This window comes from Gordonia sp. McavH-238-E, from assembly GCF_022348225.1.
Lineage (GTDB): Bacteria > Actinomycetota > Actinomycetes > Mycobacteriales > Mycobacteriaceae > Gordonia > Gordonia terrae.
The window spans coordinates 403,325-419,900 of sequence record NZ_JAKRFE010000001.1; the positions used below are offsets into that span (position 1 = coordinate 403,325).

The following is a 16,576-nucleotide window of genomic DNA, read 5'->3' on the forward strand; positions in this document are numbered from 1 at the left end:
GAGTCTGCCGTACCGCGCCACCGCGGTGTCGATGAACGAGTGTGCGGTGTCGCAGAATGATGCGGTGCCCGATCCTGCGACCGTCGTCGATCGTCTCGAACGCCATCAGGTCGCGCTGTATCTCGCCGCCATCCTCGCCGGACTGGGTGCCGGACTGCTCGCACCGGGCGCCGCCGAAGGTCTCGAGGCGGCGATCACGCCGCTGCTCGCCGCTCTGCTCTACGTCACCTTCTTGCAGATCCGCCTGTCCGACCTGCTCGCTTCGTGGCGCGACCGCAGGTTCATGCTCGCCGTGCTGCTGGTGAACTTCGTCGTCGCCCCACTCGTGGTCGCCGTGCTGTCCCTCGGACTACCCGCCGACGATGCGATACGGCTCGGCGCCCTGCTGGTCCTCTTGTGCCCGTGTGTCGACTACGTCGTGGTGTTCGCCGGTCTCGGCGGCGGCGACGCCCGCCGGCTCCTCGCGGCCACGCCGCTGCTGCTCCTCGCCCAGATGCTGTTGACACCGCTCTACCTGCTGGTGCTCCTCGGCGACGGGCGATCGGTGATCGAGCCGGAACCCTTCCTGTGGGCGTTTCTGTTCCTCATCGTGTGCCCGTTGGCCTTGGCGTGGACCACCCAGGCGTGGGCGAACCGGTCTGCAACCGGCCGTCGGATGTCGGCCGGGGCTGACGCATCCATGGTTCCTCTGATGGTGGCCGTGCTGTTCGTCGCCGTGAGTTCTCAGGTACCCCTGGTCGGTTCGCGGTTCGCCGACATCGCCGGCGTCATCCCGGTCTACGCCGCATTCCTGGTCATCATGGTGGCGATCGGATTCGCGGTGACGCGTCTGTTCCGACTGGCGCCGGAACCGGCGACCGCGGTCGTCTTCTCCGGTGCCACGCGGAACTCGCTCGTCGTCCTCCCGCTGGCACTGGCCGTGCCGGTCGGCGCGGAACTCGCCGCGGCGACGGTCATCACGCAGACGCTCGTCGAACTGATCGGGATGGTCGTCCTGGTGTGGGCCTTCACTTGTGCGGCACGTCGGCGCTGAGGCCGCCGTCCATCACGAACTCGGCACCGGTCGCATACGACGACTCATCGCTCGCCAGGAACACCACGAAAGTCGACACCTCGCGTGACTCCGCGGCCCGGCCCATGGGGACGGTCACCATGTCGTCGGGAATCCCCTCGGTCATCGGGGTGCGGATGAGACCCGGGTGGATCGAGTTGACCCGCACGTTGTGCGGGGCGAGTTCCAGCGCAACCGATTTCGCCAGACCGCGGACACCCCACTTGCTCGCGACGTAACCGTGCGCCCAGGGACTTCCGCGCAGGCCCTCCACCGAGGACACGTTGATGATCGACCCCCCGCCCGCGTCGATCATCAGGTCGGCGACCGCCTGGATGCCGAGGAACGTGCCGGTCAGGTTCACGTCCAGGATCTGCTTCCACTTGTCGAGCCGGAACTTCTGGATCGTCGACCCGTTCACGATGCCCGCGTTGTTCACCAGGACGTTGAGCTTCCCGAACTCGTCGACCGCGGTCGAGACCACGGTCTGCCAGTCCTCGGGCGAGGTGACGTCGAGGTGGACGTAACGTGCCGCATCCCCGAGTTCGGCGGCCAGGGTCTTGCCCTCGTCGTCGAGGATGTCGCCGATCACCACCTTCGCGCCCTCGGCGACGAGGGCGCGGGCGTGCTCGGCACCCATGCCCCGTGAACCGCCGGTGATCACTGCAACCTTGTCGTCTACGCGTCCCATGGGCGGCAACGCTACCGCGACCGGAACGAAAATAGAACAGGTTCCACCGAGAAATGGTCTACTGAACAGACAAACGTCCGGACAGGTGTACACCGCGCCTACCGGCGACAACCGAGTGCAAGGAGTCCCACGCCATGACCATCCGGGTAGCTCTCGTCGGAACCGGCAACGTCGGCCGGTTGTGTCTCACCCAGCTGATCGAGGACCCGCGGTTCGAACTCGCGGCGGTGTCCGTGTCCACACCGGAGAAGGTCGGAGTCGACGCCGCGACGCTGGCCGGAGTCGACACGCCCACCGGAGTCCTGGCGGTGGGCGACGTCGACGAGGCGATCGCCACGAAACCTGACTGCGTCGTCTACTGCGCCATGGGCGACACCCGTCCCGTCGAGGCATTCGACGATGTGGTGCGCATCCTCGCCGCCGGTGTCCATGTCGTCGGGTCCTCCCCCAACACCCTGCAGTACCCCTGGGACGTGATGCCCGCGAAGGCAATCGCCAAGATCGAGGAGACCACCGCCGCCAGCGGAGCCGGCCTGTTCGTGACCGGCGTCGACCCCGGCTTCGCCAATGACCTCATCCCGCTCGTCTTCGCGGGCACCTGCCAGCGGGTCGAGCAGGTGCGCTGCATGGAGATCGCGGACTACGCCACGTATGACGGGGCCACGGTGATGTTCGACGTCATGGGCTTCGGCAAACCGATCGACGAGACGCCGATGCTGTTCCTGCCGGGTGTGCTCGGACTTGCGTGGGGGACGACGATCCGGCAATTGGCCGCCGGTCTCGGCGTCGTCGTCGACGACATCGAGGAGGTCTCCGAAAGCGAGCCCGCCCCAGAGGATTTCGACATCGCGGCCGGTCATATCGCCGCGGGCACCCGGGCTGCCGTCCGTTTCGAGATCATCGGCAAGGTGGCCGGCGAACCGGTGATCGTCATCGAGCACGTGACGCGGCTCCGGGGCGACCTCCGGCCGGACTGGGCCCAACCCGCCCAGCCGGGTGGGTGCTATCGGGTCGAGATCACCGGTGAACCGTCGTACACCGTCGACATCTGCCCGACGAGCCGGAAAGGCGACCACAACCACGCCGCCATCGTCGCCGCCGCGGGCCGGATCGTGAACGCCATCCCCGCGGTCGTCGACGGCCCCCCGGGACTTCGCACGACACTCGACCTCCCGCTGGTGACGGGACCAGGGGTTTCGACAGGCTCAACCGGCAGGTAAGCGGCTCAACCGGCAGATAGGGGGCTCAACCGGCAGGTGAGGGCTCAACCGGCAGATAGGAGCTCGACCGGCAGGTGAGCGCCAGCGACGGTAGATCTCGGCAGACCCACGCGCTCACACCATCCCGGCATCGTGCATGAGGATCGCGACCTGGACTCGGTTGGTCGCATCGAGCTTGGTGAAGATGTGCGAGATGTGCGCCTTGACGGTCGCGAGACTCATGTAGAGGCGTTGGGCGATCTCGGCGTTCGACGCGCCGCGGGCCAGTTCGACGGCCACGTCGCGTTCACGTGCCGTGAGCTGGTCGACCCGCCCGGACGCGGACGACGCACGACTGCCACCGGTGCTCACGACCTGCTTGATCAATGCGGCGGTCACCGAGGGACTGAGCGCGGGCCGACCGTCGAGAACCTCGTGGATGGCGGCGACGATGTCGTCGGGCGGTGTGTCTTTGAGGAGAAAGCCGTCGGCGCCCATCGCGAGTGCGCGGACCACATAGTCGTCGGCGTCGAAGGTCGTCAGGACGATGACCGCCGGCGGTGAGGTCAGCTCCTTGAATCGGCCGGTCGCCGCGATCCCGTCGAGGACGGGCATCCGCAGATCCATGAGCACGAGGTCCACGGGCGCGGCGCCGTGGATGTCGAGGGCCTCCTGACCGTTGCCGGCCTCGGCGACGATGTCGAGACCTGGATCGCCCCCGAGGAGAAGCCGGAGTCCGGAACGGACGAGCGGGTCGTCGTCGACGATCATGATGCGGGCGGTCATGACTGCCACGGTAGCCAGACGTGCAGCAGGAAGCGTTTGTCCTCACTGACCGTCGCCGACTGCCGGCCGCCGTGCAGCTGCACCCGCTCGGCGAGGCCGACGAGGCCGAATCCCGGTGAGGAAGCATTCGAACCCATCGACAGCGGTAGTGGGTTCTCGACGAGCAGGTCCACCCCGTGCTCCGGTCCGCCGCGGATGTGCAGGGTCACCGGCGCACTCGGCGAGTGGCGGCGCGCGTTGGTCAGGGCCTCCTGCACGCACCGGTACAACGTCCGCGAGATCCCCGGGCTCAACGAACTCACGTCGATGTCGCAACGGCTCTCCAGACGCATGCCCAACCGGCGGGCCTCCTCGATCAGCGCCGACAGGTCGGGCACCCCCTGCGGTTCTTCCGGAGTGGCGTCACCGGGCCCTTCGCGCAGAACCCCGAGCACCTCCCGGAGCTCGGTCAGCGCCAGATGTGAGGTCTCCTGGATGGTCTGCGCCGTCTCGCGGATCTGCTCGCCGGACAGATCCGAGCGGTAGGCCAACGCACCTGCCGACATACTCATGGCCGAGATGCGATGCGCGAGGATGTCGTGCATCTCCCGGGCGATCCGCGCCCGCTCCAGCGAACGCGCCTGCATGACCTTCGCCTGCTGTTCCGCCTCGGACGCGAGAGCGCGCGCCTGCCAGCTGGCGAGAAGCTCACGGCGCGAACCGATGTAGAGGCCCCAGGCGACCATCGCCGCTGTCGCGACCGCCGTCACCGCGTACTGGACGATGATCGGGCCGTTTTGTTCGGCTGGGGTCGCGAAGAAGGTGAGTGCGATCATCCCGGCTCCGAAGGACAGGGCAGCCTGCGGGATGATCTCGACCCACCGCCGTCGAGAGGACAGGGACACCATCGCGAGAAGGCCCGGTCCGAGCGTCGTCGACGACACCATGCCGACGATGTTGGTGAACGTGGTCACCGGTACGGGATGCGTACGCCGCCACCAGATCACGATGTAGGACAACACCCCGAACGCGAGATCGATCACAAACCACCAGCGTGCGTTGTCCCACAAGTAGGCGGCACGGGTCCCGAAGGCGACCCCGGACACGACGAGCATGACCGCGAGCCGCCACAGTCGGCCGGTCCACGTCATCGGGGGTTGATACTGCTCGGGACGCACACCGTCACCGTAGTCGTACTCCGACGTGGTCTGCGTCCGACCGATGGGTGCCCACCCCTACGACTTTCGGCCGATACGACGGTGTCCGGACGCCCGATGTGCGCTCCACGCGGGAACGACACGATGGACGACATGATCACTGTGAAGAATCTGACGAAGCGCTACGGCGACTACGTCGCGGTCGATGACGTGTCCTTCACCTGCCGCCCCGGGCAGGTGACCGGATTCCTCGGCCCCAACGGCGCCGGGAAGTCGACGACGATGCGGATCATCGCCGGACTGACGCCACCGACCTCCGGAGTGGCCCAGCTGTACGGCGTCGACTATCGGACGATCCCGAATCCGGCGACGCAGGTCGGCATCCTCCTGGACGCCTCGGCACAGCACGCCGGCCGAACCGGCGCAGAGGTGCTGCGTTTGTCGGCGATGACGATGGGCATCGGCCGCGACCGCGTCGACGAGATGCTCGAACTGGTCAGCCTCACCCCGGAGGAAGCCGGACGACGAGTGCGCAACTACTCCCTCGGTATGCGTCAGCGGCTCGGCATCGCCGCGGCACTGCTCGGCGATCCGAAGATCCTCATCCTCGACGAACCGGCCAACGGACTCGACCCGGCCGGTATCCACTGGATGCGAACCCTGCTGCGCGGCTATGCCGACCGCGGCGGGACGGTGCTGCTGTCGTCGCATCTCCTCCACGAGATCGAGATCGTCGCCGACGACATCGTCGTGATCGGCCAGGGCCGGATCGTGGCGCAGGGCACCAAGGACGAGTTGCTCGCCGGCGCCGGCACACGCGTCCGGTCGCTCGACGACGCCGCTCTCGGTGAGGCGCTCGTGGCCGCCGGTATCACCGTGCAACGCAACACCTCCGGTGGACTCGACGTCGATGCCGATCCGGTCGACGTCGGCCGCGCGGCGGCCGCTGTCGGGGTCGTCCTCACCGAACTGCGTCCGGCCGACGGCGCCCAACTCGAGGCCATGTTCCTGCAGTTGACCGCCGAGACCCAGCGCGAACACACCACTCTCGAAGGAGCAAACCGATGACCCTCGCCGATTTCGGTACGCCCGTACCGGCGGCCGACGCGATCGACGTCAACCGTCCCGGGATCCCGTTCTCCCGGCTCGTCCGGGTCGAACTCCGCAAGCTCGTCGACACCCGTGCCGGGTTCTGGCTGACCGGCTCCATCGGGGTCATCGCGGCCGTCGTGGTGGTCGCGATACTCATCGCGAACCGCAACAGCCCCGAGAACCTCAACCTCGGACAGTTCTTCGGGATGATGAACATCCCGACCGGCATCGTCCTGCCGATCCTGGCGATCCTGCTCGTGACCGGCGAGTGGAGTCAGCGCACCGCCCTGACGACGTTCACACTCGAGCCGCGACGCCAGCGCGTCATCGGGGCCAAACTGGTGGCGGCGCTCCTCACCGCGGTCGCGGCGGTCGCGGTCGCGCTCATCCTCGGCGTCATCGGCAACGGAATCGCGGGTCTGGCGTTCGCCGATCCCGCGGGCGCCTGGGACCTCACCCTCGCCGGGTTCGTCAATTCGTTTGTGTCGCAGACCTTCGGCTTGCTGCTCGGGTTCGGATTCGCCGCTCTTGTCCTGAACACCCCGGGCGCCATCGTCGCCTACTTCGCGTTGCCCACCGCACTGACCGTGGTGAGTCAGCTGGTTCCCTGGTTCAACGACAACCTGGGGCAGTGGGTCGACACCGGACTGACCAACGTGCCCTTCCAGGAAGCCGACTGGGCAACCGGGGGCGAATGGGCGAGGATGCTGGTCTCCGCCGTGATCTGGATCGGATTGCCCCTCGGTGTCGGTGTCCTGCGAATCCTGAGGTCCGAGGTCAAGTAACGGACGCCGACCGGTGGCACGACGGTCACGGTCGCCGTAAGCGCCGCTGCCACACCGCGACCGGTGCTACGGTTTTCGGGTTCTCGAGAAAAGAGGAACCCGTGTCGTCGACAACACCCACCGCGCAGCCACCCGCCGCTCCGGAACCGGATGAATCGCCGGTCCCGGAGCGCGTCGGCGTCACCGGTCCGGCCGACGAGTCGAAGCCGTCCTGGTGGCGACGCCGACTCCACCGGTATTCGTGTGTCGGGCTGACGGTCGCGCTCCTCTTCTTCTGGTTGGCGGTGACACCGTCGCTCCTGCCCCGCGGTCCGCTGTTCCAAGGCATCGTGAGCGGGGCCTCGGCGGCCGTCGGGTACGGCCTCGGCGTCGGCGTCTCGTGGCTGATCCGCTACATGATCTCCCGGGACGATCCGTGGCCCGCACCGATGCGCCGCCTCTGGGTGGCGCTGGGCCTGGCGGCGATCGCCGGGACGGTGGTCATGCTCGTCGCATTCCAGCGATGGCAGGACCAGGTCCGGACCATGATGGGCGTCGATCTCCTGTCGTGGACCGCCTACCCGCAGATCCTACTCATCGCCGTCGTGGTCTTCGCCCTGCTGATGACCATCGGACAGGCGTGGGGCGACGGTGTCGTGTGGCTCGTCCGGAAGCTCAACCGTGTTGCGCCTCCGCGCATCTCGGCATTCGCAGCGGCCACGATCGCCATCATCGTCACGGTCCTGGTGCTCAATGGCGTGGTTGCCAACTACGGGATGCAGGCCCTGAACTCGTCGTTCGCCGCGGTCAACGACGAGACCACCGCCGACTCCAACCCGCCGACGACCCCGCTGCGTTCGGGCGGACCGGGCTCGCTGGTGACCTGGGATTCGCTCGGGCGTCAAGGTCGCATCTTCGTATCCGTGTCGCCGACGGTGGCCGAGCTGAGCGAGTTCAACGGAACGCCTGCGATGGAACCGATCCGCGCCTACGTCGGACTCGGGTCGGGCAGCGACCTGCGAGCCAATGCCGAACTGGCCGCGGACGAACTCGTTCGCGCCGGTGGGTTGCAACGCAAACTCATCGCCGTCGCCTCCACCACCGGAACGGGCTGGATCAACCAGGCCACCGTGGACTCCCTCGAGTACATGTACAACGGCGACACCGCGACGGTCAGCATGCAGTATTCGTACCTACCGAGCTGGCTGTCGTTCCTCGTCGACAAGGAACGTGCCCGGCAGGCAGGACAGGCGCTCTTCGAAGCGGTCTCGGAACGGGTGAGCGAGGTGCCCGAGGCCCAGCGCCCGAAGCTCGTCGTCTTCGGCGAGAGCCTCGGATCCTTTGCGGCCGAGTCCGCGTTCGGGACCATCCCGGCGTTGAGCGCGCGTACCGACGGCGCCCTGTTCAGCGGCCCGACCTTCAACAACAAACTGTGGGTGGACACGACCGGGGCACGAGACGACGGGACCCCGGAGGTGTTGCCCACCTACGACGACGGCCGGCAGGTCCGATTCATCGCCGACGCCCCGGACCTCGACGAGCCGACCGCCGAATGGGTGTCACCGTCGGGTCGCGCGGTGTATCTGCAACACGCCTCCGATCCGATCTCCTGGTGGAATCCGCGGTTGATCCTGCGCGAACCGGACTGGCTCGAGGAGGATCCCGGCCGCGACGTGCTGTCGGCGATGCGCTGGATTCCGTTCGTGACGTTCCTCCAGGTCAGCGCGGACATGGCCGTCTCGGTCGGTGTCCCCGACGGGCACGGCCACAACTACCTGTCCGCGATCCCCGCCGCCTGGGCCAAGATCCTGCAGCCACCGGGTTGGACCGAGGCCAAGACCGAACGATTGATCCCGCTGCTGACCAGAGACTGATCCGCCGCCGAGGCCGGTGGAGCAATTTCGGTCGGGCGGGCGGGGGTCCTGCGGTTCCATACTCAGATGGTGACCTCCACCCCGGCCGACCGTGACCGCCTCCGGCAACTACTCGATGCGGTGCTGTCCGACGACAACACGTCGCTCGACGACATGGCCGCGGGCGCCTATGCGTCGCCGTTCCACTTCACCCGGCAGGTGCGGCGCGGCGCAGGCGAGGCACCGGTGGCCCTGCGCCGCCGGGTGCTCCTCGAACGTGCCGCGTGGTTACTGCAGCGCGGGCAGTCGGTGACCGATGTGGCCTTCGAGTCCGGGTACTCGTCGGTGGACGGCTTCGCACGCGCGTTCAGCCGCGCCTTCGGGCACAGTCCCGGCCGGATGGGCGCGGTGGGCGAGCACAGCCACTGGCTGCCTGCGCCGAACGGCATCCACTTCCACTCGCCCACTGCGCTCTACGTCGACAGCGGCTCACCCACGACCGAGGACGCCGGCAACGTGGTGATGCTCATGGTTCGCCACGATCTCGACGACATCGAGGCGCTCCTGGACGCCGCGAAGAATGTCGACGTCGCATCATGGACCGCACCGCGCCTGGCCGGGAACCAGCTGCTGTCCTGGAGTGGGCCGGAAGAGAATCTCGCTCAAGTGATCTCGCATCTGGTCGCGGACAAGCTCCCCTGGTTGTCGACGATCGAGGGAGCCGACCTCCCGCCGGCTGCGCCGACCGAGTTGACCGACCTCGTCGACCTCCATCGCGACATCGCACCGCGCTGGCTGGCTCTGGTCCGCGACATCGATCGCCGCGGCGCATGGCAGGACCGGGTCATCGATGCGTTGTGCGATCCACCCGAATCGTTCCTGCTCTCGCAGATCGTCGCGCACGTCCTGACGTTCTCCGCACACCGTCGGCTCATCGCCCGGTGGATGTTGCGGGAGTCCGGCGTCGACGTGTCCGCGCCGACCCTCGACCCCGACCCGATCATGTGGCATCGCAGACACTCCGGAGGATTCTGATGGCATTCCGCTACTACACGGCGACCACCCTCGACGGCTTCCTCGCCGACGACCACGACAGCCTCGACTGGCTGTTGAGTCAACCGCAGGAAGAGGGCGGCCCGATGAACTACGACGACTTCTTCCGGCATGTCGGGGTGGCCGTCATGGGTGCGACCACCTACCAGTGGATCCTCGACCACGAGGTCTCGGACGGGAAACCCTGGCCATATGAGATCCCCACGTTCGTCTTCACTCATCGGCCCCTCACGCCGGTGTCGGACACCATCACGGTGGTGGGCGGGGACCCCGCGGACCTTCGTGACCGTCTCACCGACGCCGCGGGCGGTCGTGACATCTGGATCGTGGGCGGTGGCGACCTGGCCGCGCAGTTCGCCGAGTCCGGCATGCTCGACGACGTCGTGGTCTCGATCGCACCGGTCACCCTCGGATCGGGACGGCCACTCTTCCCGCGGCGGTACGACTTCGAGCTCCGGGAATTCGCCCGCAACGGCGCCTTCCTGTGCGCGCGCTACTCGCCCGTCGGTCCACGATCGGCACCCGCCCAGGTCTGAGCATCGGGGATCCGACCGGATACAGATCCGAGCGGCTCTTGGTCCTCGACCGACGAGTTCAGCCCTCGCCGACCGACTTTCGCATGGCCTCGGGCACCTCGCCGCGGGCCCATCGGGGAAGGATGAAGATGCCCTCGGATTCGGCGGTCACCTCTTCGTCGACCGAGATCGTCCCGGTGACGAAGGTCTTCACACCCTCCACCCGATCGACCCTCGCCTCGCCGCGGATCGGGCCGAGCGGCGTGCCGCGCCGGTACCGCACGGTGAGGGTCCCGGTCATACCGGGCACACCCTGGAACTCCGCGGCCGAACCCAGCAACTGGTCGAAGACGAGCGCGAGCACACCGCCGTGAACGAGTCCGGCCGGCCCCTCGTACTGGGGACCGAGGTCGACCTCGAGCCAGCTGTGGTCGGTCTCGTGACGGATCTCGACCGGCGGTGCGATCGGGTTACGCCGGCCGAGGACGGCGTTGCCCCAGGACCGCTTGGTCCCGTCCGCGTTGAACCGGATGCCGAACGGCCCCGGCAGCTGATCTTTCCGAAGGATGTCGGTGGCGGCGGCGATGAGGCGCCTCGCCTCCGCGATATCGGCTTCGCCGACCTCGGTGCGCACCGTCGCATCGATCAGTTCTCGGACGCTGCCCGCGATCGCGGACGCGAGTTCGGTCCGGTGCGCGAGCTCCTCCGGGTCGATGTCTTCCTGGATGTATCCGCTCATGTCCACATCTAACAGGGTTGGCGCGGTGTGACCGTCGGTGCCCGGTGACGACCTGGCCCGAACCGGGGCGCTGCGGGTCGGATCCGGCCACGAGCGGTTCTGACCGCCGAGTAGGCTCCCTCGCATGACAGACCACGCCTGGAACGACCGCGCCTGGACCGCATTCGATGTCACCGTCTCCGATCACATCGCCGAGATCACCCTGATCGGCCCGGGCAAGGGCAATGCCATGGGGCCGGACTTCTGGCAGGAACTGCCCGAGCTGTTCGGACACCTCGACACCGACCCCGGAGTGCGCGCGGTGGTGCTGACCGGGTCGGGCAAGAATTTCTCCTACGGCCTCGACCTCGTCGCGATGGGCGGAACGCTGTCGGGCGTCATCGCCGGTGACGCGAAGGCAGCGCCGCGCACCGAGTTCCTCGACTCGCTCCGGAAGCTGCAGGCCGGGATCACCGCGGTTGCCGACTGCCGCAAACCGGTCGTCGCGGCCGTGTCCGGCTGGTGCATCGGTGGCGGCGTCGACTTGATCTGCGCGGCGGACGTGCGCTACGCGAGCGCCGACGCCAAGTTCAGTGTGCGCGAGGTCAAGGTCGGCATGGTCGCCGATGTGGGGACGCTCGCTCGTCTTCCGTTCATCATCGGCGACGGCCACCTGCGTGAGCTGGCGCTGACCGGTAAGGACATCGACGCGGCCCGCGCCGAGAAGATCGGTCTCGTCAACGACGTCGCCGACGATCAGGACGCCGCCCTCGAACTCGCCCGGTCGACCGCCCGCGAGATCGCCGACAATCCGCCGCTGGTCGTCCACGGCATCAAATCCGTCCTCGACCATTCGCGCAGCGCTGCCGTCCACGACAGCCTCCGCTACGTCGCCGCGTGGAACTCCGCGTTCCTGCCCAGCGAAGACCTCTCCGAGGCAATCACCGCCGTCTTCGAGAAACGCAAGCCCGAGTTCAAGGGTCGCTGAGCCGACAGGTCACCCCGCGCGGTACACCTCCCCGGACAGCGGGTGCGTGGCGTCGAGGTCGGCCAGGAGTCGGACGCCGTCGAAGGGCCGGCCGTGCGGCGGCGCCACGGACACCCCGGGGGCACGACGAGACACGTTGTCGACGAACCGGTTTCGGAGTCGGTCACTGGCCGACAGCACGCCGCCCACCCAGCTCACGCGTGCGGGATCACCCGCTTCGCGTCCGCTGCGGTCCAATGCGGTGACCGCAGACGTGGCCAACTCGTCGGCGGCGTCGTCGATGATCCGCTGCGCCACCGCATCCCCGTCCTCAGACGCGGCGTCGACGGTCCGTGCGAAACCGGCGACGCGGGCGACCCGATCGGGATCGGCCTGCACCGACATGTACAACTCGGGCAGCGGACCGAATGCCTCCTCGGTGGCCGCGCGGAGTGCCGTGTCGGGTCCCCGGCCGTCGAATGCGCGCAGGGCCGCCGCGATGCCCGCGCGTCCGATCCAATACGCGCTGCCCGCGTCACCGAACAGGTGACCCCAACCGTCCACGCGGCAGACACCGCCCCGGCCGACGCCGAGCGTGACCACGCCGGTCCCGACCGCGGTGACCGCGCCGAACTCATGCCGATTCGCAGCCAGGTACGCGGTCACCGAATCGTGCGCCAGCGCAACGGAAACGACACCCACCCCGGCGAGCGCCTCGAGAAGGTCGACTGGGCGTGAGGCGCCGGGGGTGAGTCCGGATACGCCGGCCGCGACCCTCCACCGGCCCGACGGATCGTCGTGTCCCGGCGCTTCGGTCCCCGCCTCGATGATGTCCCGCACGGTCGCGGCTATCTGTTCCACGACCGGTCGGTCCGTACGGATCGGCGACGCGTCGTGGTCCGCGGCGTCGACGGCCGACTCGACCCGGACACGGGTCCCGGTCTGGCCACCGTCGATCAGGATCCGCGTCGCGCTGTCACCGGTCGTCACGGTGCGCAACGCTACCCGGGTGTCCGCCGGCCCGGAGGGCATCACGTCGGTCCGGCGGCACCGGTCGAGCCGTCTGCGGGCACGTCGACACGCCGTCACGAGGTCCGGGGAGTCGATGCCGGGGCCGGAACGTCATGGCACACTGGGCGGATGAAGGTGCGGCGCGGACTCGCGGTGAAGATCGGTTCGATCACCTGGATGCCCCGCTTTCTCCCGCAGATCGTGAAGTGCGACAGCGTCATCCAATCCGTGTCGGGCCATCGGCTCAGCCTGCTCGACATCGGCGACCTGCCGAACATCACGATCCGCGTGCCGGGACGAAAGAGTGGCGCGATTCGGACCACGCAACTGCTCGCCGTCCCGGACGGCTCGGACTGGTTGATCGCCGGCTCCTATTTCGGCGGGCCGACGATGCCGGCGTGGGTGTTCAATGTCCGTGCTGCCGACGAGATCGAGATCATCGTGCACGGTGAGGTGTCCGTGGCCGTGGCCACGGAGCTGTTCGATGCCGAGCGGGACGCGGCCTGGCAGACGTTGCGCTCGGTGTGGCCCAACTTCGATCTGTACGAGCAGCGCACCGACCGCCGTATCCCGGTGTTCCGTCTGCGGCCTCGCTGACCTGATGCCGGTCAGCCGTCGGTGACGAACTCGGGCCGGCTCTCGGTCAGGTCGACATGGCCCACGAGATACTGCTCGTCGGTCGTCTCGACCCGCGGACCGTCGGCGTCGTAGTCCGGGGTGTAGGAAACGCGCCAGCGTACGGGCCCGACGACGTCGACGACGCCCGGGTCCGGACCGCCCGCAGTGCCCTGGCTCGCGGGTGCACCCGGCTCCGGATCACGAAGCAGATAGCGCAGCCCGGACAGATTCCGCGGGGCCGTCCACCGGACACTGCCATCGACCGCGGAGCGGTACAGCCGTTGGGTGCAGCCCTCGACCTGCCGCCCCGCCTCGGCATCGGTCGACGCCGCACAGACGGCCAGGTGGGCCGACACCGCATCGCTGACGGCCCCGGCTCCGGTGGCACTCAGTTCGCCGACGACCCGCACCGCCATGGGTCCCCGGGGCGCGGTCGGATGATCGTCGTCCGATGCCCGCGCGGTGAAATCGGTGTCGCGCGAACCCCATCGCTGCGGCCCGGGGAACAGATGGACCGTGTCGCCCTCCTCGACCTCGGCACCGAAGAGCGTCGGTTGCGCGACATGCAGTGATGCGATCCGCACCGCGACCGCGCCGTCGACGACCGCCCATCCGTCGGCGACCTGCGTCGTCCGGATCTCGGTGTCGATCACCCGCGTCCCCATCCGGTAGCGCACCGGGACATCGGTTTCTTGGCCATCGATTTCTGGGACAGCGGATTCCGGTTCGCCCTCAGCCGCAGGCCGGACCTCGATGTCGGTGAGCTGCGCGGCTGCACGTTGTGCGCGCAGGACATTGTCGGTCAGGAACCGAGTGTCAGGGCGGGGGGCGATGACCCCCAGGGCGGCGTCGGCGTCGGCGTCGGCAAGTGCGTGAAGGTAGGTCCGCACCGCGTCCACGGGTGTGGCCGCGTGGTCGTCCTCTCGGGCCAGACCCACGACGAGCGCGGCGACCAGCACCACTGTGAGCACAGCCGCCGAACCGCCGAAGACGATCACTCGTCTCCGGCGGCTCACCGGCGTGACGTCCGTTGTCGGGAGGACGGGATCAGGACTCCGAGCCGGCCGACGACCCGCTCCCGGCAAACGAGTCGGTGAGGCGGCCGGCGAGGATCTTCGCGAACTCGGCCGGGTCGTCGAGCTCGCCGCCCTCGGCGATGACGGCCATGCCGTACAGCAGCTTCGCAGTCGGCACCAACTGCTCGTGATCACCGTCGCCGTAGGCCTTGTTCAGGGCGGCGACCAGCGGGTGATCGGGGTTGAGCTCGAGGGCCCGCTTCGACTTGGGGAACTCCTGCCCGGACGCCCGGTACAGCTTCTCCAACTGCGGCGACATCGAGAACGTGTCCCCGACCAGACAGGCGGGCGACTCGGTGAGCCGAGAGGACAGCCGCGTCTCGCTGACATCGTCGGACAGGGTGGTCGTGAGCCAGCCCAGCAGATCGGCGTAGGTCTTGTTCTGTTCTTCCTTGGCCGAATCGTCGGTGTCCTCGTCGTCACCCTCGAGATCGACCGCGCCCTTGGCGATCGACTGGAAGGTCTTGCCGTCGAATTCGGCACCCGCCGAGACCCACATCTCGTCGACCGGATCGGACAGGACGAGGACCTCGATTCCCTTGGCGCGGAAAGCCTCCATGTGCGGCGAGTTCACGATCTGCTGACGGGACTCGCCCGTCATGTAGTAGATCGTCTCCTGACCGCTCTTCATCCGGCCGATGTAGTCCGCGAGCGTGGTGAGTTCGTCCTCGGAGTGGGTGGACGCGAACGACGACGCCTTCAGGAGCGCATCGCGGTTGTCCGGATCGTTGACGAGACCTTCCTTGAACACCCGGCCGAAGGCATCCCAGAAGGTGCGGTAGTCGTCCGGACGACCGGCGCGCATCTCGGTGACCGTCGAGATCACCTTCTTGGTGAGACGCCGACGGATCGCACGGATCTGCCGGTCCTGCTGCAGGATCTCGCGGGACACGTTCAACGACAGGTCGGCCGCGTCGACGACGCCCTTGACGAACCGCAGGTACTCCGGCATCAGTTCGGCGCAGTCGTCCATGATGAACACGCGCTTGACGTAGAGATGGATGCCGACCTTGCTGTCCCGCATGAACAGATCGAACGGCGGCTGCGTCGGGATGAACAGCAGCGCCTGGTACTCGAAGGTGCCCTCGGCCTGCAGCGTGATGGTCTCCAGCGGCGCATCCCAGGCGTGGGAGACATGCCGGTAGAACTCCTGGTACTCCTCGTCGGCCACCTCCGAGCGCGACTTCGCCCAGAGCGCCTTCATCGAGTTGATCGTCTCCGACTCGACGACCGTCTTGGTCTCGGGCGTCTTCGACTCGTCCGACTCGTCGGTCTCGGTCTCGGCGGCGGGGGTCTCGACCGGGACCGTCTTCTCGACGTCCATCCGGATCGGCCACGCGATGAAGTCCGAGTACCGCTTCACGAGCTGACGCAGTTTTGACTGATCCGAGTAGTCGTAGAGGTGATCCTCGGTGTCGACGGGCTTGAGCGCCAACGTGACCGAGGTTCCCTGCGGGGCGTCGGGAACATCGTCGATCGTGTACGTGCCGTCGCCGGTCGACTCCCATCGGGTACCGGTGCTCTCCCCCGCCTTGCGGGTCACCAGGGTGACCTTCTCGGCGACCATGAACGTCGAGTAGAAGCCGATGCCGAACTGGCCGATCAGCTCCTCGGCGGCCGCGTCGGACACCCCGTTCGCGCGTGCTTCCGCGAGCGACCGGCGCAGCTCGGCCGTGCCCGACCGGGCCAGCGTGCCGATCAGTCCGACGACCTCGTCCCGGGTCATGCCGATCCCGTTGTCGGCGACGACCAGCGTTCGGGCCTCCGGGTCCGGGTCGAGCGTGATGTGGAGGTCGGAGGTGTCGACGTCGAGATCCTTGTCGAGCAGGGACTCGAGCCGCAGCTTGTCCAGCGCGTCGGATGCGTTCGAGATCAACTCGCGCAGGAAGCTGTCCTTGTTGGAGTAGATCGAGTGCACCATGAGATCCAGCAGCTGCCGGGTCTCGGCCTGGAACTCGTGGACTTCGGGCTGAGCGCTCATCGCAGACCTCCATGTTCTGTTCTCGTGCACCGTGCGGCGAGGATCCCCGCCCCGGTGCGACACGT

16 protein-coding genes are annotated in these 16,576 nt (G+C 67.9%); 9 read left to right on the forward strand and 7 right to left on the reverse strand.

Features of this window, described 5'->3' with window-relative positions; all coding sequences use genetic code 11:
* Window positions 1-64: 64 nt before the first annotated feature.
* A complete protein-coding gene (locus MHN80_RS01805) occupies window positions 65-1,033 on the forward strand; it encodes an arsenic resistance protein (protein ID WP_374206295.1) in 969 nt (322 codons plus the stop codon).
* Here the strand turns inward: MHN80_RS01805 and MHN80_RS01810 are convergent.
* Complete coding sequence (locus MHN80_RS01810; protein WP_004018701.1) at window positions 1,008-1,742, reverse strand: glucose 1-dehydrogenase; 735 nt, start codon at window positions 1,740-1,742, stop codon at window positions 1,008-1,010. The genes MHN80_RS01805 and MHN80_RS01810 overlap by 26 nt on opposite strands.
* 134 nt (window positions 1,743-1,876) lie before the next feature.
* Here MHN80_RS01810 and MHN80_RS01815 point away from each other — a divergent pair, with 134 nt between their 5' ends.
* Window positions 1,877-2,962 carry a diacylglycerol kinase gene (locus tag MHN80_RS01815; RefSeq protein ID WP_101822662.1) on the forward strand — a complete coding sequence of 362 codons (1,086 nt, stop codon included), beginning with the start codon at window positions 1,877-1,879 and terminating at the stop codon, window positions 2,960-2,962.
* Between the two features lie 114 nt (window positions 2,963-3,076).
* Here MHN80_RS01815 and MHN80_RS01820 read toward each other — a convergent pair whose 3' ends face one another.
* Together MHN80_RS01820 and MHN80_RS01825 are read right to left on the reverse strand one after the other, a co-directional pair.
* Window positions 3,077-3,727, reverse strand: a complete 651-nt coding sequence (locus tag MHN80_RS01820) for a response regulator transcription factor (RefSeq protein ID WP_101822661.1) — start codon at window positions 3,725-3,727, stop codon at window positions 3,077-3,079.
* The gene (locus MHN80_RS01825; RefSeq protein WP_239399079.1) at window positions 3,724-4,857 is read right to left on the reverse strand and encodes a sensor histidine kinase; all 1,134 of its coding nucleotides are present in this window, start codon (window positions 4,855-4,857) and stop codon (window positions 3,724-3,726) included. The genes MHN80_RS01820 and MHN80_RS01825 overlap by 4 nt, the downstream gene beginning before the upstream one ends.
* A 159-nt stretch (window positions 4,858-5,016) precedes the next feature.
* On the opposite strand from MHN80_RS01825, the gene MHN80_RS01830 reads away from it, so the two are divergent.
* The 5 genes from MHN80_RS01830 to MHN80_RS01850 all read left to right on the forward strand — a co-directional run bounded on the left by MHN80_RS01830 (window position 5,017) and on the right by MHN80_RS01850 (window position 10,161).
* Window positions 5,017-5,931, forward strand: coding sequence for an ABC transporter ATP-binding protein (locus tag MHN80_RS01830; protein WP_239399081.1), 915 nt, complete (start codon window positions 5,017-5,019; stop codon window positions 5,929-5,931).
* The gene (locus tag MHN80_RS01835) at window positions 5,928-6,740 is read left to right on the forward strand and encodes an ABC transporter permease subunit (RefSeq protein WP_239399083.1); all 813 of its coding nucleotides are present in this window, start codon (window positions 5,928-5,930) and stop codon (window positions 6,738-6,740) included. The genes MHN80_RS01830 and MHN80_RS01835 overlap by 4 nt, the downstream gene beginning before the upstream one ends.
* 101 nt (window positions 6,741-6,841) lie before the next feature.
* A complete protein-coding gene (locus tag MHN80_RS01840) occupies window positions 6,842-8,593 on the forward strand; it encodes an alpha/beta-hydrolase family protein (RefSeq protein ID WP_239399085.1) in 1,752 nt (583 codons plus the stop codon).
* Between the two features lie 66 nt (window positions 8,594-8,659).
* Window positions 8,660-9,607 carry a helix-turn-helix transcriptional regulator gene (locus MHN80_RS01845; protein WP_239399087.1) on the forward strand — a complete coding sequence of 316 codons (948 nt, stop codon included), beginning with the start codon at window positions 8,660-8,662 and terminating at the stop codon, window positions 9,605-9,607.
* Window positions 9,607-10,161 (forward strand): dihydrofolate reductase family protein, encoded by a 555-nt coding sequence (locus MHN80_RS01850; protein WP_239399089.1) that lies wholly within the window; start codon window positions 9,607-9,609, stop codon window positions 10,159-10,161. Before MHN80_RS01845 ends, MHN80_RS01850 begins: the two co-directional genes overlap by 1 nt.
* Window positions 10,162-10,219: 58 nt before the next feature.
* Here MHN80_RS01850 and MHN80_RS01855 read toward each other — a convergent pair whose 3' ends face one another.
* The gene (locus MHN80_RS01855) at window positions 10,220-10,879 is read right to left on the reverse strand and encodes a PaaI family thioesterase (RefSeq protein ID WP_239399091.1); all 660 of its coding nucleotides are present in this window, start codon (window positions 10,877-10,879) and stop codon (window positions 10,220-10,222) included.
* A gap of 124 nt (window positions 10,880-11,003) precedes the next feature.
* On the opposite strand from MHN80_RS01855, the gene MHN80_RS01860 reads away from it, so the two are divergent.
* Window positions 11,004-11,846: a crotonase/enoyl-CoA hydratase family protein gene (locus tag MHN80_RS01860; protein ID WP_239399093.1), complete on the forward strand. Its 843-nt coding sequence runs from the start codon at window positions 11,004-11,006 to the stop codon at window positions 11,844-11,846.
* A gap of 9 nt (window positions 11,847-11,855) precedes the next feature.
* On the opposite strand, the gene MHN80_RS01865 is transcribed toward MHN80_RS01860, so the two are convergent.
* Complete coding sequence (locus MHN80_RS01865) at window positions 11,856-12,857, reverse strand: N-acetylglucosamine kinase (RefSeq protein WP_374206296.1); 1,002 nt, start codon at window positions 12,855-12,857, stop codon at window positions 11,856-11,858.
* A 108-nt stretch (window positions 12,858-12,965) separates the two neighbouring features.
* Between MHN80_RS01865 and MHN80_RS01870 the strand changes: the two genes are divergently transcribed.
* A complete protein-coding gene (locus tag MHN80_RS01870) occupies window positions 12,966-13,433 on the forward strand; it encodes a nitroreductase family deazaflavin-dependent oxidoreductase (RefSeq protein WP_101821475.1) in 468 nt (155 codons plus the stop codon).
* Between the two features lie 11 nt (window positions 13,434-13,444).
* Here the strand turns inward: MHN80_RS01870 and MHN80_RS01875 are convergent, their stop codons facing one another.
* A complete protein-coding gene (locus MHN80_RS01875) occupies window positions 13,445-14,470 on the reverse strand; it encodes a hypothetical protein (protein ID WP_239399097.1) in 1,026 nt (341 codons plus the stop codon).
* A gap of 31 nt (window positions 14,471-14,501) precedes the next feature.
* Window positions 14,502-16,511, reverse strand: coding sequence for a molecular chaperone HtpG (gene htpG / locus MHN80_RS01880; RefSeq protein ID WP_239399099.1), 2,010 nt, complete (start codon window positions 16,509-16,511; stop codon window positions 14,502-14,504).
* Window positions 16,512-16,576: the final 65 nt, after the last annotated feature.

What these genes read in the sequence shown, in the direction of transcription:
- MHN80_RS01850 (WP_239399089.1), top strand. Translation starts at nt 9,607, where the DNA reads ATGGCATTCCGCTACTACACGGCGACCACCCTCGACGGCTTCCTCGCC.
- MHN80_RS01860 (WP_239399093.1), top strand. Translation starts at nt 11,004, where the DNA reads ATGACAGACCACGCCTGGAACGACCGCGCCTGGACCGCATTCGATGTC.
- htpG (WP_239399099.1), bottom strand. Translation starts at nt 16,511, where the DNA reads ATGAGCGCTCAGCCCGAAGTCCACGAGTTCCAGGCCGAGACCCGGCAG.
- MHN80_RS01825 (WP_239399079.1), bottom strand. Translation starts at nt 4,857, where the DNA reads ATGACGTGGACCGGCCGACTGTGGCGGCTCGCGGTCATGCTCGTCGTG.
- MHN80_RS01830 (WP_239399081.1), top strand. Translation starts at nt 5,017, where the DNA reads ATGATCACTGTGAAGAATCTGACGAAGCGCTACGGCGACTACGTCGCG.
- MHN80_RS01845 (WP_239399087.1), top strand. Translation starts at nt 8,660, where the DNA reads ATGGTGACCTCCACCCCGGCCGACCGTGACCGCCTCCGGCAACTACTC.
- MHN80_RS01810 (WP_004018701.1), bottom strand. Translation starts at nt 1,742, where the DNA reads ATGGGACGCGTAGACGACAAGGTTGCAGTGATCACCGGCGGTTCACGG.
- MHN80_RS01820 (WP_101822661.1), bottom strand. Translation starts at nt 3,727, where the DNA reads ATGACCGCCCGCATCATGATCGTCGACGACGACCCGCTCGTCCGTTCC.
- MHN80_RS01865 (WP_374206296.1), bottom strand. Translation starts at nt 12,857, where the DNA reads ATGCCCTCCGGGCCGGCGGACACCCGGGTAGCGTTGCGCACCGTGACG.
- MHN80_RS01855 (WP_239399091.1), bottom strand. Translation starts at nt 10,879, where the DNA reads ATGAGCGGATACATCCAGGAAGACATCGACCCGGAGGAGCTCGCGCAC.
- MHN80_RS01835 (WP_239399083.1), top strand. Translation starts at nt 5,928, where the DNA reads ATGACCCTCGCCGATTTCGGTACGCCCGTACCGGCGGCCGACGCGATC.
- MHN80_RS01815 (WP_101822662.1), top strand. Translation starts at nt 1,877, where the DNA reads ATGACCATCCGGGTAGCTCTCGTCGGAACCGGCAACGTCGGCCGGTTG.
- MHN80_RS01870 (WP_101821475.1), top strand. Translation starts at nt 12,966, where the DNA reads ATGAAGGTGCGGCGCGGACTCGCGGTGAAGATCGGTTCGATCACCTGG.